We start from the raw sequence: 16,635 nt of genomic DNA on the forward strand, positions 1-16,635 counted from the left end.
CTTAGTTCGACCAGTTGCGGAAACGAAGGGCCGAGGAGCTGGCATCGTCAATACCTACGATGGTCGGCAGCAGGCCCGAAATCACACGGTTCCAACGGGTGATTGGTGTCGCGGTGACATAGACGATGTCGTACGGCTCCAGTTGGAATTCGGTGCCCATCACCATCGATGCCGCATCTTTGGTATTCAATTGATAGATGTTGGCGATCTTGGTGCGGTTGGCGCCGCGAATCGGACGAATCACGAACACGCCGGTGGCATCAGAGGTGGTCTGATCCATACCCTGCGAATTGCCCAGTGCTTCAGCCAGCGTCATGCCGCTGCGGTCCATCTTCAGCGTTGACTGCTGCTTCACTTCACCCATCACGAAGACTTTGAGATCGTCGTTACGTGGCACGTAAAGGATGTCGCCCGGATAGAGCAGATGGTTTTGGCTCAGGTCGCCGTTTTGCATCAGCGCCTGCAACGAAAGACGTTGTTCTTTGCCGTTGTGCGTCAGCACCACGTTGCGCCAGTCAGCGTCAGCCGCTAAACCGCCGGCGGCGTTGACGGCATCCAGCACGGTCAGCGGCACGTTAGTGATCGCCTGCTGTCCGGAGGTGGTGACCGAACCGGTGACGTACGCTTTCTGCGAACGGAACGAGGCGACGTTAACGTCAACCTGCGGACTTTCGATGTATTGCGCCAGACGACGCGCCACTTCGCTGCGGATCTCGGTAACCGTTCGGCCTGCTACGCGCACTTTACCGATGTACGGGTAGAAAATGGTGCCATCTGCCTGTACCCAGTTACCGGTGTCGCTGGCGCTACGGTACTGACCGGCAGGTGTGGTCAACTCTGGGTGATCCCAGACGGTGACGTTCAGCACGTCGCCGACACCGATACGGTATTCGTAGCTCTGAATTTCATTTTGCAGCATCGGGTTAGCCTGCGCGACTAACGGCTTCGGACGCATCTGTTCAACCAGACGCGGCGTCAGCGGGAAGACGTTGACATATTTGTCGATGTCATAGTTGCTATCCTGTTGCTCTATGACATCTTTTCCACTGGTGGAAAGGTGAGAACCCGGCTCAATGGTGCATCCGGAGAGAAAAGTCGCGGATACCAGTAAAGGTATCAATTTAATTTTCATTATCATCTGATTCTTCGCTATCAGTTATTGATTGATAGAGGCGAAATCGCCCGCTGTGTAGCGTCTTACAAAAATGGAATGTGACGGGTTAAACACTGAAACTGTGGGTCATTATTATGCGCTCCCTTGGTTTTATGTTGTCACCGAGTCTAAAGACGACATCAATTAAAATGGTTATACAGACTCAATCAGTGCAGCTGTCTAATAACGACACACCCAGCACCCGCAGTTTTCAACCGGGGAGCTTGCTGCCCTCCCAGGCTTCGCTGTCTATCAATAGGCGCCATCGCGTTTCAGCACTACGCCAACCGTCTTAAACAGAATCGCGATGTCATTCCACAGCGACCAGTTCTTGACATACCACGAGTCGAAATAGACGCGTGTTTCATAGTCAACGTCGTTACGACCGCTAACCTGCCACAATCCCGTCATGCCTGGTTTCGCCATCAGGTAATAATCGACATCACCGGCATAACGGCAGAGCTCATCTTCAATCACCGGGCGCGGCCCCACCAGGCTCATATCGCCACGTACCACGTTCCACAGCTGCGGCAGCTCATCCAGACTGGTTTTACGGATGAAATGGCCGACTTTGGTAATGCGCGGATCGTTCTTCAGTTTGAAATCTTTATCCCACTCGGCGCGGGCAACAGGATCGGTACGCAGTACCTCTTCCAGCACCTCTTTCGAGTTAATCACCATTGAGCGGAATTTCAGGCATTTGAACTTACGGCCGCCTAAGCCCACACGTTCATGACCGTAAATCGGTGGTCCGCCATCGCGGCCAACCATAAATCCAAGGACCAGCAACGCCGGGGACAGCGCGAGGATAATGCTCAGCGCGCCGACGATATCGAATGCACGCTTAAGGAAACGTGACGTGCGCTTCGCCAGATTGTTATTCACACGCAGAATCATCACTTCATGGCTAAAGATGTAAGCCATGTCGGTGCCGTACAGCGGTACACCGCGCAGTGTTGGAATAACAGAAACCGAGCGGCAATTGTGCATCGCCAGGGTTTTCAGCCAGTGGTCGCGGTGCTGGCTCTGTTCGAACTCCACCGCCACGATGAATTGGGTTTCGCTGTTGGTCAGCTGCCACAACTCTTGTTCATTGTGCAGCACAGGCACGCCTGAGATGCTGGCCTGTGGGCTGCTCTTATCGACATCGAAGAAGGCGATAACATCGAAGCCCATCACCTCTTCGCTCTGCAGCGCCTGCCAGGCTTCCTGGGCATTGCGGCTGCTGCCGATGATGATGGTTTGCTTCTTCCACATGCCATAATGATTCAGCACACGCTTAGAGATGGCGCGCGCTAAAGGAATCATAATCAACGCCAGAACCCAGGTCGCTACCCAGACAAAGCGCGACATTTGCCACTGTGAAAGGGCTGAAATTGACAAGTCGATGACAGAGAAAATAAGAATGGTACGAAAGATCTCTTTGAGCTCGAACCAGAATGGCTTGCGATAGGTATAATGACGCAGGCGAACCCAGAACCAGCCCACGCAAATAACGGAAAGCGCAATGTGCGTAGCAATTTTTAAATGCAGGTATTTTTCAGATATATCTGCCAGTGGAGAATGGGTAAACGAATTAATCAATGCCATCGCAATAAATAATGCTGCGTTGAAACAAATTAAATCCGAGCACGCCAGTAAAATTTTTGTCAGAAGACTTTTATATGTAATTTCGTTATCGCGCATAGTTAACTCTTTTATATTATTTCTTTAATCCCTAATGCCTCAACGCTGTTTGATAAATGAGCGAAATATTCACTGCATTTGTTGAGGCAATCTGCGGTAAATTCTCTGAGGCCAAATCAATTCTCACAATAGTAAGCAAGAGAATTGTGATTAATACCAACAGATTAGTCCGACTTCCCTTACCACAGTGGCAGACCATTAAACCAAGAGAAAGGCGCTTTAGGCACGCTACCGCCCTTGGCTGTCGCTGCCAATACCGCTTTCATCCTAATTACAACTTGTTTTATGCGGCATTTTTGCGCTAATTACTGGCCGTGGTCCGCGTGCGATCACAGTTCGCAACATTAAGAGGCTAAGGAGCACGCTATAAACAACTTTGGCGCAGACATTTACTAACACGTTGCTATACTAGTTATTACTGGCTTGTTTACAAGTAGGCCCCGTGTTCCCTGCACTATTTTAGGAAAAAGACTACCAGCGATAAGTATTGATGCCAGCCCTTTCAGGCCATTCCCCTGCAAAATTCAGATTAATTCGATACTCAACCACGCAATAGACTGCATTAAAAATGCACGTGGTTATCTGCTGAAAAAAAATAATTGTCTCTTTCATTCAGGTGCAATCTTTATCCATACTTTCATCTTATCGGTGCAAATCGGCAATCAGGGATATTCTTCTCTCATGGCTGACCCGCCAATTGACCGAGTCAGCGGCTATTTACAGGCTTAACGCCGTTTCACTATCATCAGATTAAGCGCATAACACAGACATTAAGGTGATTAACACATGTTGGAGTGGATCATTGATCCGACGCTCTGGGCAGGATTAGTAACGCTAATCGTTCTGGAGCTGGTGTTGGGCATTGATAACCTGGTTTTCATTGCCATCCTCGTCGAAAAGCTGCCGCCGAAGGAACGCGACCGTGCGCGTATTATCGGCCTGCTTCTCGCGCTGGTGTCGCGTTTAGCGCTGCTCGCCTCACTATCCTGGCTGGTAACCCTGACACAACCGCTGTTTACTCTGTTGCACCACGACTTCAGCGCCCGCGATCTGCTGCTGCTGTGCGGAGGCTTCTTTCTTCTTTATAAAGCCACCACCGAGTTAAACAGTCGTCTGGAAGGCGCTGACGAGGAAACCGGTCAAAATAAGAACGGTGCTAAATTCTGGCCGGTGGTGGCGCAAATAGTGGTGCTGGACGCCATCTTCTCGCTGGACTCGGTGATTACCGCCGTTGGCATGGTCAACGAGCTGCCGGTGATGATGGCGGCAGTAACGGTGGCGATTCTGCTGATGCTGCTGGCGAGTAAGCCGCTAACGCGTTTCGTTAACGGCCATCCGACCATCGTGATTCTCTGTCTGAGCTTCCTGCTCATGATCGGCTTCAGCCTGGTGGCCGAGGGGTTAGGCTTCATTATTCCAAAAGGGTATCTCTACGCGGCGATTGGTTTCTCTATCGTCATCGAGATACTCAATCAGTTGGCGATGTTCAATCGCCGCCGCTTTCTCACTGCCGGCCGTCCACTGCGTCAGCGCACGTCAGAAGCCGTTTTGCGCATTCTGCGCGGCGAGGCGCAGCGTGCGGAACTGGACGCCGATACTGCTTCACTGGTCAGCGACAGCGAAGAAGGCGCGCTATTTAACCGTCAGGAACGGCGCATGATTGCGCGCGTGCTGGGGCTGGGTCAGCGCCAGATTAATAGCATCATGACGTCGCGCCACGACGTCGAGCATATCGACCTCACCGAAGATCCGGCGGAGATCATGGCGAAGCTCGATCGCAATCAACACACGCGTATTCTGGTGACCGAACAGGGCCGCGACCCGCTCGGTGTGGTGCACGTGATTGACCTCCTGCATCAATCGTTGCACAGCAAATCACTGGATTTACGCTCGCTGATTCGCCAGCCGTTAATCTTTCCTGAGCGCGTCACCTTATTACAGGCGCTGGAACAGTTCCGCAACGCGCGCACCCACTTCGCCTTTGTAGTGGATGAGTTTGGTTCGGTGGAAGGCGTGGTCACGCTGAGCGACCTGATGGAAACCATCGCCGGCAATCTGCCGAATGAAGGGGAAAAAATCGATGCGCGCTACGATATTCAAGTGCTGCCCGACGGCGGTTGGGTGGCGAATGGTCATATGCCGTTAGAGGATTTAGCCGTCTACGTGCAGCTGCCGTACGATGAAAAGCGCAATTACCACACGCTGGCGGGATTACTGATGGATAGCCTGCAACATGTGCCGCAGGAAGGTGAAGAGTTGCAGATCGGCGATTATCTGCTGCGTACGTTGCAGGTAGAAAACCACCGTGTACAGAAAGTGGAGATAGTGCCGATAGCACCGTAATTAGCCAGGTCGCCATAAATGGCGACCCTACGGGATTTACAGCGATGGTGAGGCAGGATAATGCATTGCAGCTGCAGCGCGGGTGTTGAGGCGACATCCCATCTCGCTGAACGAGTGAGGGATTCCAGGGCGAGCCGCAGGGATGCGGCGAGAGGTGGCGCTGAGCAGGAGCGAATCGCCACCGGTCCGTAAGGAATCGTGAGTGAGTGAAGGTACCGCGTAGCGGCGAGTTGGGCTGGCGCAAGGCCCGGGAGTGCAGAGGGCGCGGCCAGGCGTCCTCTGCTCGGTCGCCGCGCGAACGTGCTGCAACTGCCTCAGCGCAAGGCGAACGAAAGTCGCTCTGCGCTTAAGTGTTCAGCATTCCGCCCTGAATGGCGACCCAAGTTACGGCTGCTTTGCCGGTTGCTGGCGATCCAGCCACTGATTCAGACGCGACTTCGCTTCGCTTTGCAGTTGCTGACGCACCACATCATCCACCGGCAACGAGTACTGCAGATTATTCCAGCCGCCGTACATGCGCAGCGGAATAGTTTGCTGGTTCAGCAGCGCAGCTAATTTATCGTCGCCCTGCCAGCCGCGCAGCATCATATTAATGGTGACGTCGAGCTGCTGTTTGACCATATCGACATTGCCTTTGGTCTGCACCGCCAGACGACTGTTGCCGCCCTGCAGATCCGGCAAGCTGAAGATGCCTTGCTTGAGACTCACGCGCCCACTCAACTGCTGAATGCCCTGATCGTCGGGTTGATCGTTGGTGACACGATTACTGACGCGCGCCACCGCACGGCGCACCATCTGCTGCAGATTCAGCTGCGAAAGCTGCAAATTAGTGGCTTCCAGATCCGCTCTGCCCTGCCAGTTACGTTTTGCCTCTTCAATGCTCAATCCAGCACCGCTCACATCGCCTTGCAGTGAAACCGTGCCTTGCAGCGTTTCTGGCAGTTCTAATGCTTTCAGCAGCGGCGCAATGGCGATGTTATCCAGCTCAGGCTGGAATGCCACTTGCGTCACCGGTTTGCGGATATCCACCGAACCGGGAACGGAGAAATGGCCTTCGCCAAATTTGCCTTGCAGCTTACTCAGCGTCATCAAACCTTGCTGATTGCTGGCATCGATCTGCAAGTTGGTCAGCGTTAGGCCGCGCCACACGCTGCTATCGGCGGTGAGATTGAGCGTCAAATCCAGCTGATTCAGCGGCGAGTTGCTGTTATCACGCATTCGCGGTTCAGCAATCACTGGCGTGCTCACCACATTGGCTCGCTGCGGCGCGCTGCTATCCGTCACCGGTGCATTCGCCATCAACGCGTCGATGTCTAAACGGGTGGCGTGTAGCGCCAGATTAAGCTGCTGCGGCAGCGCCAGACGCCCCTCGGCGCTGCCATCCAGTGCGCTGTCATTGGCGGTGAGCTGCATCTTCTGTAGGGAGAAACGCTGATTGTCGCCGTTCCATTCGCCCTGACCGCTCAAGGTGCCTTTGATCCCCTGCGTCGGCAGATTGGCGCCGTCGATGGCGTAATTCAACTCATCCAGCTGTCCGACCAGACGATGTGGATACTGCGCCACATTCATCTGCCCTTTGAGATTGACGCTGACGTTGCGCTGATTACGCGAAATCCGGGTAGCCAAATTGATGCTGGCCTGTTTGCTGGCATCCTGATCGAGGTTGAGATTGAGGTCGCGGAAATTATATTCGTCGCCGCCGGGCTGCTGCCAAATCAGCAGGCTGTCGGCGAGACGCAGTTTACCAATGTTGAATGACCAGCCGTTATTGCTGCTGCTCATCGGCTCGGCATCACCCGGCCCCACCGGCGCGCCGGTGGGCTTTTGCGCGGCGCTGTCTGGCGTGACGCGGATGATAGCGTTTTTCAGCATCACCTGACTGACGCTCAGCTGATGCGACAACAGCGGCCAGAGATGGACATCCAGGCGCATATTATCGGCAGTGACCATCGGCTGCGTGGCGCCAGGCGCGGTCAGACTCATGCGCCCGGCGAGAATGCTGAGCTGTGGCCAGACGTGCCAGCGCAGATCGCCGCTTATCTGAAGCTGATAACCACTGCGCTGTTCAACCTGCTTTACCATGTAGGTACGAAAGTCGTTGGGATTGACCAGCAACACCAATGCCGTCATGCCCGCTACGACCACCACTAACAGGATGGCCAGCGTAGTTATCACTCTTCTCATCACATCCTCATTGCCGTCATAATTCAAGGTGCAGCTTCGTTGACTGCGCTCGCTCACCCCGGCACTTACTGATGTAAGCTCCCGGGGATTTACTCGCTTGCCGCCTTGCTGCACCTCGACGTATTTTGGCAAGCATTTTGTAGTCAGTCTTTGTCGATGCGGCTGGCATCCGCGCCCTGCTGACCACGATATTTGGCATCTTCGCGACGGTTATACGGTCGCGCAGCCGGGCCCGACAGAGGCTCAAAGCTCAGTGCACCAATTAACATGCCTGGACGCAGCGCCAGCGGCAGTTTGCCTGAATTATAGAACTCCAGCACGATGCGGCCTTGCCAGCCCGGATCGATACGGTGCGCCGTGACGTGCACCATTAAACCCAGGCGTGCCAGCGAAGAGCGGCCATCCAGCCAGCCGACCAGATCGTCAGGAATGGTGACCGATTCCAGCGTCACCGCCAGCGCCAGCTCGCCAGGATGCAGGAAAAAGGCTTCGCCTTCCGGCAGCACAATCTCGTCGCTCATCACACGGTCCAGCGCGGCACTGACTTCATGCTTTGGACCACTCAAATCAATAAACGCCGCCGTATGACCGCTAAAAGTGCGGAACTGATTGCCGAGGCGCACATCCACCGTGGCGCCGTTGATGCGTTCCACTGGCGGGCGCGGCTCAATCGCCAACTTTCCGTTGTCCAGCCAGGCTTCAATATCGCGATCGCATAATCTCATCGCAGGTACTCCATGAATTAAGTGTAGCGAATGGCTACGACAGCGCGTCACGCCGGGGCGGACGCCATGTCGTCAAAGATACTGATTAATCTTGGCCTTGAGGATATCAATGGCGATACGGTTTTTTCCGCCGCGCGGCACAATGATGTCAGCGTACTGCTTGGAAGGTTCAATAAATTGCAGGAACATCGGACGCACGGTCTTCTGATACTGGCTCATCACCGAATCCATGGAGCGACCGCGCTCATTCACATCGCGCTTCATGCGGCGCATCAAACAGATATCCAGCGGCGTATCGACGAAGATAGAGAAATTCATCTCCTGACGCAGGCGGGCATCGGTTAACAGCAAGATGCCTTCGAGAATGATAACTTTCTTCGATTTGAGATGAATACAGTCGCTGGTGCGGGTGTGCTCAACATAGCTGTAAACCGGCAACTCAATTTCCTGACCAGCTTTAAGCGCGCGCAGGTGCTGCAACAACAGATCATGATCCATCGCACTCGGATGGTCATAGTTGGTTTTCACCCTCTCTTCCATGGTGAGGTGGCTCTGATCTTTATAGTAGGCATCTTCGGGGATCACACCGATATGCTCGTCACCGACCTGGTCACGGATTTCACGATAGAGCGTGCTGGCGATAAGACTTTTTCCGGATGCGGATGCACCTGCGATGCCAACGATCACGCACTGATGAGACTTGTCAGTCATACTTTTTTAAGACCTGATAACTGGAGCCTGCCTAAGCCGAAGCTGCAACGGGCCGAATGAGAGGGTTAGTTGGCGGCAATTATAGGTATTTCACCGGGTTGATGCCAGAGAAATGGGCCAACGGCTTTTCAGAATATCCCCTTTTGCAGCCAGACGCTTAATCGATACACTGTTCATCTGCCAACACTGCAGCCGGCGTTGGCACTCCTAATATAGCCGCAAGGAAAAGTATGAGCTGGAAAACCCTGACCTATTTTGGCGACAGCATGTTGCTGATCCCGACCGCGGTGATCATCGCGCTGGTCTTGCCATGGAAAAGCGACAACCGCCAAACCGTCTGGTATTGGGTGCTGGCGTTTGGTTTGGCTGGCCTGGTGGTGAGCGTCTCGAAAATCCTGTTTCTCGGCTTTGGCATTGGTAGTGCCCGATTCAACTTTACCGGCTTCAGCGGCCACAGCGCAATGTCGGCCACGCTCTGGCCGGTGATGATGTGGCTGATCTCCGGCCGCTGGTCGCCGCGCTGGCGCCTGTTTACCATTGGCATCGGCTATCTGATTCCGTTGATGGTTGGCCTGTCGCGCCTGGTCATCCACGCGCACTCCAAAAGCGAAGTGCTGGCGGGCCTGATGCTTGGCTTTACGCTTAGCACCGCATTCCTGCTGACGCAGCGCCGCACTTCACTAAAGGGCTTTAGCCTGCCGCAGATTGGCGTCGCGCTGCTGGTGCCGCTGTTGCTGCTGAGCCACGGCCGCGTCGCCACCACGCAACAGTTCCTCGAACGCTTCTCTGCCAATCTTGCCGGCTTAGAAAAGCCGTTTACCCGCGCCGATCTTTTTCGCTAATCCCGTTTGGCCCTTTGCGCGCAAAGGGCCAATCAATTCAGTGAATAACGACTAAAGTCGAATTCCCCGCAGACATCTCAAACAGATGTGCTAGCATGCAAAATAGTGATTGATTGGCGCATTTTCCATCGTGAATCAGGTGCGCGCTGCTGGATTCTTGCATGACCCTCGAGATACTAACTTCACAGGAAAGGCCACAGCGAACCTGGCTCAATGCCTTGCTCATTGGCGGGCTCACTTTTCTACTGACGCTATTTTGCCTGGAACTGATTGTTGTCAGTGGCCGTATTTCGCCGCTTTGGTACTCCACCGCGCTGATGACGGTGATCGTGTTTCGCGCCCACTCCAAACACGTTCCCTTGCTGCTGCTTGCCTGCGTACTGGGTACCGCGTTGGCCAATCTGATCATTATTGGTCCCGCACTCAGTAACATTAAGTTCGCCATCTTAAATATGGTACAGGCGATTCTGGGCGGCGTGATGCTGCGCGCGCTGCTCGATCGCCGCGCCCCGCTCAATTCGTTACTCGACTGGGTGCGCTTTGCCCTGTGCGCCGGCCTGATTGCGCCGCTGTTAGGTGGCGTCGTGGCATTGTGGATGCTGCATGTGGGCAGCAATGCGTCACTGCCCTTCTTCTCGACGTGGGTGATTTCTGAGGTGATCGGCGTGCTGGCGTTTGGCCCGGTGTTATTGCTGTGGCCAAATAAACCGCTGCGCCAGATTTTGACGCCAGGCCGTCAGTTGGAAACCGGCCTGACGCTGCTTGTCACGCTGCTCGCCAGCTATTTGTCGCTGCGTTTTCTGCCGTGGCCCTTCACTTTTATTGTGGTGATTCTTTTTTGGTGCTCGGTGCGGCTACCCAAGTTCGAAGCGTTTCTGCTGTTCTTCCTCAACGCCAGTTTCATCTCGATTCTGCTGGCCTTTAACTGGGTCAACCTGGCGCAAAACGGCATGCTGCTCGGCCAGGTCAGCACCTGGCTGCCATTTCTGTTGGTGCTGCTGCCGAGCCACGTGATGGCGCTGGTGATGGATGCCTTCCAGCGCGAGAAGCATCATATCAGCGAGAGTGAAACCCGCTTCCGTAACGCTATGGAATACTCCGCGATTGGCATGGCGCTGGTTTCGCCGAATGGCGGTTGGCAGCAGGTCAATCATTCACTGTGCCAGACGCTGGGTTTCCCGGCCGATGAGCTGAAAAAGCTCACCTTCCAGCAAATCACCCATCCCGACGATCTCAACAGCGATTTACAGCAGCTGGAGCGATTGGTGGCGGGTGAAATCATGACCTACACCATGGAGAAGCGCTATTTCCGCAAGGATGGCGAAATCGTCTGGGCGCGCCTGACGGTATCGATGGTGCGCGACGCCGCGCAACAGCCGCACTACTTCATCGCGCAGATTATCGATATCTCCGAATTGAAGCAGAGTGAGCAGATTAATCGACGCTTGATGGAGCGCATCACGCTGGCCAATGAAGCTGGCGGCATTGGCGTGTGGGAGTGGAATCTGCTGACCGGCGAGATGTTGTGGGACAAGCGCATGTATGAGCTGTTTGGCTTAAGTCCGCACCAGACGCCCACCTACGATCTGTGGGTGCATCTGCTTGATCCGGCCGAGCGGGAAACCGCCACGCTTGTGGTGCAGCAGGCCATCGAACGCCGCAGCGCTTTCCAGCTGGAATACCGGATTAATTTACCGGAAGGCCCGCGCTACGTGCGCTCTGAGGCCAACCGCATTCTGAGTCAGGATGGTCAGATTGAACGTATGCTCGGCATCTGTCAGGACATCACGCCGCTGCGCGCGCTGAATGAAGCGCTGTTCCAGGAAAAAGAGCGCATGGCGATCACCCTCGATTCCATCGGTGAAGCGGTGATCAGTACCGATGATGAAATGCGCGTCACCTTTATGAATCCGGTTGCCGAAACGCTGAGCGGCTGGCCACAGGAAAAAGCCGCAGGCGTACCCATTACCGAACTGCTTAACATCACGCGCGGCGCGAGCGGCCCGCGCGTCGATAATTTGCTGTTGTGCCAGCTGCCGGACGAAAAAATCTCTCCCGAACTCGATGAAGAGCTGGTGCTGCATACACCAGACGGCACGCGCGTGGAGATCCACTACAGCATCACGCCGCTGAAAACCCTGACCGGCGCTAGCATCGGCGCGGTGATGGTTATTCAGGACGTCAGTGAATCGCGCAAGGTGATGAAGCGCCTGAGCTACAGCGCTTCACACGATATGCTGACGCGCCTGCCAAATCGCCACAGCTTCGAGCAGCGTTTGAAGCAGTTGGTGAACGATGCGGCGGCCAACCACACCCATCACGGCTTGGTATTTATCGATCTGGATAAATTCAAGGCGGTGAACGATACCGCCGGGCATGCCGCCGGGGATGCGCTGCTGCGCGAACTGGCAGAGCTGATGCCGCATCATCTGCGCAGCAGCGATATGCTGGCGCGTTTGGGCGGCGACGAATTTGGCGTGCTAATGCCGAATTGCGAAGTGGATCAGGTGCGCGACGTGGTGCAGCGTATCGTCACCGCCGTGAGCGAATATCGCTTTATGTGGCAGGAGCAGACTTATCACGTCGGCGCGAGTGCCGGCATCACGCAAATTGATCAACGTAACTGCATCAGCAATGTGGTGATGTCACAGGCCGATGTCGCCTGTTACAGCGCAAAACACGCGGGCCGTGGTCAGTATCACGTTTATCAGGAAGTGCAGATGTAATCTGCCACGTCTGCCCATTGCCAGCCCGCGCTGGCTGCGCTAAAGTCGCCCCCTTTTTTCCGGCATGGGGGATAAATATGTTTATCGGATTCGATTACGGCACAGCAAACTGCTCAATTGCGGTCAGCGATAATGGCACGCCGCGCCTGCTGACACTGGAGAATGGTCAGCGCCTGCTTCCCTCCATGATTTGCGCGCCAACGCGTGAAGCGATCAGCGAATGGCTGCATCGCCATCATCAGGTGCCAACGCCGGACAGCGAAGGCATCGCCTTATTGCAGCGTGCGCTGCGCTATAACCGCGAAGAAGATATCGACGTCACGCCAGGCAGCGTGCAGTTCGGTTTGACCGCGCTGCAGCAATATATGGTCGATCCCGAAGAAGTATGGTTCGTGAAGTCACCGAAATCCTTCCTCGGCGCTAACGGCCTGAAGCCACAGCAGATCGCCTTCTTTGAAGATTTGGTGTGCGCGATGATGCTGCACATTCGTCAGCAAGGCGAAACCCAGCTCGATCGCCCGATTGAGCAAGCGGTGATTGGCCGCCCGATTAACTTCCAGGGTTTAGGCGGCGAAGAAGCTAACCAGCAGGCGCAAGGCATTCTGCTGCGTGCGGCACAGCGCGCCGGTTTCCGTGATGTCGAGTTCCAGTTTGAGCCGGTGGCGGCGGGCCTGGATTTCGAAGCCACGCTGCAGAAAGAGACGCGCGTATTAGTCGTCGATATCGGCGGCGGCACCACCGACTGCTCGATGCTGCTGATGGGCCCGGAATGGCGTCATAAAACCGATCGGCGTGAAAGTTTACTTGGCCACAGCGGATGCCGCGTGGGCGGGAACGATCTCGACATTATGCTGGCGTTCAAAACCCTGATGCCGCTGCTGGGCCTCGGTGGCAATACGCAGAAAGGCACCGCGCTGCCCGCGCTGCCGTGGTGGAATGCGGTGGCGATCAACGACGTCCCGGCACAGAGCGACTTCTATTCCGCGGCCAGCGGCAAACTGCTGCGCGATTTGATCCGCGATGCTGAACACAGCGACAAAGTGGCGCACTTGCTGAAAGTGTGGCAGCAGAAGCTGAGCTATCGTCTGGTGCGTGCGGCGGAAGAGAGCAAGATTGCGCTGTCGGAGGTGAAAGAGACCGATGCCTCGCTGGCGTTTATCGCCGCGCAATTGCAGGCGCAAATTAGTGCTGCGCAGCTGGAAGAAGCGATTAATCAACCGCTGGAACGCATTCTGGAGCAAGTGCATCTGGCGCTCGCCACCTGCGAAACCAAGCCGGAAGTGATTTATCTCACCGGCGGTAGCGCACGTTCTCCGGTGTTGCGCGCGGCGTTACAGCAGGCGCTGCCCGATACGCCTATCGCCAGCGGCGATGACTTCGCCTCGGTGACCGCCGGCCTCGCCCGCTGGGCTGAAGTGATGTTCAGATAATCCCCTCTCCCGCTTGCGGAAGAGGGTTAGGGTGAGGGTCAGACCGCTCCGTACGATTATCCCCTTCACCCTGCCCTCTCCCAAAGGGAGAGGGCAAAGCCACAGATTCTGCCAGATTAGAAATTCACGTTCGCACTGATCCCACCCACAAACGCATCTTTCACTTCACTTACCGCCCCCGGCGCCACCACATATTGCAGGTTCGGACGCAATTGCAGCCATTTGGTCAGCTGCGCGTTGTAGTAGATCTCATAGTTATACTCTGATCCATCCTGAATCGGCAGATAGGTTGGGCTATTGAAGTCAGTCTCACCGTTCGCGTTATTCTGCTCACGTTGGGAACGCGTGTAAGCGCTGTTAACGTGAATACGTGCCGCACCCACACCAATCTCATCCTGCGGACGCGCATCAAACGGCCCTTTCCAGGTGAAGCTCACCGACTGATAGTTATCCGTTTTCGAGGTTTTATGGTCGTTCATCACCGCTTGAACGGTGACGCCCAAACCACGGCTGGCATCGCCGCCCTGCGCGGTCAGCTGCTGTTGCAGCAGCACGTAGCCGCCGTAAGCGTGATCCTGGCTCTGATAAGCCCCATCGCGCCAGCTGCCGTAGTTGTCGCCGTTAGCTGAAGAGTAGTAATAGCCGATACGGTAATTACCCGGCAGCTTGTCGGCGCCTAACGTCGGTTTCCAACCCAACTCTACCGGCACCAGATTGCCTTCGGAGTTGCTGGTATCAAGACGGAAGCCGTCGCCGCGATCGTAGTTGGCGCGGTTCTGGTTATAGAAGCCCACCTGGAAGAACACTTCAGGTGTGATATTCACCTTCACGCGGCCGCCCCATTGGGACACCGGCCAGTTGAACCAGCGATCGCCACGCCAGTTACCGGCCTGGCCGCTACCGAACGCCAGGTTCTGGAACTTACTGTCAAAGTTATCGAAATCTTCACCAACGGTGACGCGACCGGCTTTCAGGTTCACGGTGTTATCGAACAGACCTTTGCTTAACCAGAACTGGGTTAAACGCCAGGTTTGGCCGCGTCCGTACACTTCCTGAGTGGAGGACAACATGCCGGTACGACGATCGGCGACCTGGTCGGAAATGTTCTGACCATTACGATCGGTAATCGTCATCTGGAATTGCGCATCCTGCCAGTTGAGCAGTTTTTCCAGGTCGAAATTAGCGCCAAACGCCCACTGATCGCTGTAGCGCATTGAGGTGTTGGTATCGGCGCCGCCCGCCAGATTGGAGCCGCTTTCCATGGTGTAGTTAACGTCGAATTTTATGCCGTCATTTTCCAGCTGCGTTCGGTAACCGCCCCAATCACCAAACATATAGGGAGAGTCGTAACTGAAAGCATCAGCGGCCAGCGCAGATGCACTCAGCATCGCAAACATCAGAGTTCCCGCTGCCAGGCGGGGTAAATGCTGCACTGCTTCTTTTCTGTTCATGATGGTTATTCTTATATGAAGTTACTGGAATGGATCGAACAGAGGATAGTGCTGAGGATTTGTCAGTTTTTGCAAATATGTGCGCAGTTTACTGCAGGATGATAGTGCGTTAGCGCAATTGTGACGTCTGTCGATGATTGAAAATCTTTTGTGGGAAATGGCATTTTTTGTGAGGCAGAGCTGGAAAATAGCGGGACGCCGCAGCGTCCCTGAAAACCTTACAGTTTGCTGGCGCTCGCCAGCTCTTCGATCTCTTGCTTGCTGAGCTCGAGTTGGGTAGCTTTCACTAACTCATCCAACTGCTCCAGCGACGTGGCGCTGACAATCGGGGCGGTAATGCTCGGACGGGCAATCTGCCACGCCAGCGCCACCTGCGTTGCCGACACATCGTGCGAGGCGGCGACATCTTCCAGCGCTTCAACAATGCGCTTACCGCGTTCATTCAGGTACTTGTCGACGATGCCCTGCCCGCGCTGACTTTTGCTGGCATCCTCTGGCTTTTTGTACTTACCGCTGAGGAAGCCGCTGGCCAGCGAATAGTAGTTAATCACGCCGAGGCCATTTTTCACCGCAACCTGCTCCAGACCGCTTTCATACTCCTGGCGATCGTAGAGATTGTATTCCGGCTGCAGGGTTTCATAGCGCGCCAGGCCATGTTGCTTGCTCACGTCCAGCGCTTCCTGCAGACGTTTAGCGTTGTAGTTAGACGCGCCAATGGCACGCACTTTGCCCTCCTTGATCAGCGAATCGAAGGCTTTCAGCGTCTCCAGCAGCGGCGTCGCGTCATCATCGCGGTGCGCCTGATAAAGATCGATGACGTCGGTTTGCAGGCGGCGCAGCGAATCTTCTACCGCCTGACGAATGTAAGCCGGTTTGAGGCCGGTTTTCTCCGGCGACAGCTCCATGCCAACTTTGGTGGCCAGCACGATGCTGTCGCGCTTGCCACTTTTCTTCAGCCATTTGCCGATGATGGTTTCCGATTCGCCACCTTCGTTACCCGGCGCCCAGCGCGAATAAACGTCGGCGGTATCGATGAAGAACAAGCCCTTCTCCACCAGCGCATCAAGCAGGGAAAATGAGGTTTTCTCATCCACCGTCCAGCCAAACACATTGCCGCCAAAGGTGAGACGGGGAACTTCAATACCGCTGTCGCCGAGCTGGCGGAGTTTCTGTTGACTCATTTTGTTCTCCTTATTCAAACGAGACAGGTCTGTATTGAGCTTAGCAAAGGAAATTGCCGCGCTTATGCCTATTGCTGGCAGAATATTTACAGAATATGAATACTTACCTTCAATGGGGCGATATTCTTATTTCCTTCAATTTTTGCCCGGTCCGGGCGACTACAATCATTCGTTTGCGAAATGGCTATTTTTATATTTCGCAT

Annotated in this window: 11 protein-coding genes; 4 read left to right on the plus strand and 7 right to left on the minus strand. The window is 54.9% G+C overall.

The genetic code is table 11. The annotated features are described in order from the left end of the window. Position 1: 1 nt before the first annotated feature. Positions 2-1,132, minus strand: a complete 1,131-nt coding sequence (locus tag K5Y33_RS08315; RefSeq protein ID WP_101763361.1) for a polysaccharide export protein — start codon at positions 1,130-1,132, stop codon at positions 2-4. Between the two features lie 273 nt (positions 1,133-1,405). Beyond that, positions 1,406-2,839, minus strand: a complete 1,434-nt coding sequence (gene wbaP, locus K5Y33_RS08320) for an undecaprenyl-phosphate galactose phosphotransferase WbaP (protein WP_101763360.1) — start codon at positions 2,837-2,839, stop codon at positions 1,406-1,408. A gap of 786 nt (positions 2,840-3,625) precedes the next feature. On the opposite strand from wbaP, the gene K5Y33_RS08325 reads away from it, so the two are divergent. Next, positions 3,626-5,182 (plus strand): TerC family protein, encoded by a 1,557-nt coding sequence (locus K5Y33_RS08325; protein WP_222233684.1) that lies wholly within the window; start codon positions 3,626-3,628, stop codon positions 5,180-5,182. Positions 5,183-5,566: 384 nt separating this feature from the next. Here the strand turns inward: K5Y33_RS08325 and asmA are convergent, their stop codons facing one another. The 3 genes from asmA to udk all read right to left on the minus strand — a co-directional run bounded on the left by asmA (position 5,567) and on the right by udk (position 8,802). After that, positions 5,567-7,366, minus strand: coding sequence for an outer membrane assembly protein AsmA (gene asmA / locus K5Y33_RS08330; RefSeq protein ID WP_222233685.1), 1,800 nt, complete (start codon positions 7,364-7,366; stop codon positions 5,567-5,569). A gap of 143 nt (positions 7,367-7,509) precedes the next feature. Further along, positions 7,510-8,091 carry a dCTP deaminase gene (dcd, locus tag K5Y33_RS08335; RefSeq protein ID WP_007888946.1) on the minus strand — a complete coding sequence of 194 codons (582 nt, stop codon included), beginning with the start codon at positions 8,089-8,091 and terminating at the stop codon, positions 7,510-7,512. Positions 8,092-8,163: 72 nt separating this feature from the next. Beyond that, positions 8,164-8,802: a uridine kinase gene (gene udk, locus K5Y33_RS08340; RefSeq protein WP_008104883.1), complete on the minus strand. Its 639-nt coding sequence runs from the start codon at positions 8,800-8,802 to the stop codon at positions 8,164-8,166. A 230-nt stretch (positions 8,803-9,032) separates the two neighbouring features. Here udk and K5Y33_RS08345 point away from each other — a divergent pair, with 230 nt between their 5' ends. The 3 genes from K5Y33_RS08345 to yegD all read left to right on the plus strand — a co-directional run bounded on the left by K5Y33_RS08345 (position 9,033) and on the right by yegD (position 13,800). Continuing rightward, positions 9,033-9,644 carry a phosphatase PAP2 family protein gene (locus K5Y33_RS08345; protein WP_101763357.1) on the plus strand — a complete coding sequence of 204 codons (612 nt, stop codon included), beginning with the start codon at positions 9,033-9,035 and terminating at the stop codon, positions 9,642-9,644. A gap of 161 nt (positions 9,645-9,805) precedes the next feature. Then, complete coding sequence (locus K5Y33_RS08350) at positions 9,806-12,370, plus strand: diguanylate cyclase (RefSeq protein ID WP_222233686.1); 2,565 nt, start codon at positions 9,806-9,808, stop codon at positions 12,368-12,370. Between the two features lie 77 nt (positions 12,371-12,447). Next, positions 12,448-13,800, plus strand: coding sequence for a molecular chaperone (yegD, locus tag K5Y33_RS08355; protein ID WP_222233687.1), 1,353 nt, complete (start codon positions 12,448-12,450; stop codon positions 13,798-13,800). Between the two features lie 116 nt (positions 13,801-13,916). On the opposite strand, the gene K5Y33_RS08360 is transcribed toward yegD, so the two are convergent. Beyond that, positions 13,917-15,251 (minus strand): carbohydrate porin, encoded by a 1,335-nt coding sequence (locus tag K5Y33_RS08360; RefSeq protein ID WP_167391199.1) that lies wholly within the window; start codon positions 15,249-15,251, stop codon positions 13,917-13,919. A gap of 218 nt (positions 15,252-15,469) precedes the next feature. Further along, positions 15,470-16,432: an aldo/keto reductase gene (locus tag K5Y33_RS08365; RefSeq protein ID WP_101763353.1), complete on the minus strand. Its 963-nt coding sequence runs from the start codon at positions 16,430-16,432 to the stop codon at positions 15,470-15,472. Positions 16,433-16,635: the final 203 nt, after the last annotated feature.

It is taken from the genome of Pantoea sp. DY-17, from assembly GCF_019795975.1.
GTDB lineage: Bacteria > Pseudomonadota > Gammaproteobacteria > Enterobacterales > Enterobacteriaceae > Pantoea > Pantoea leporis.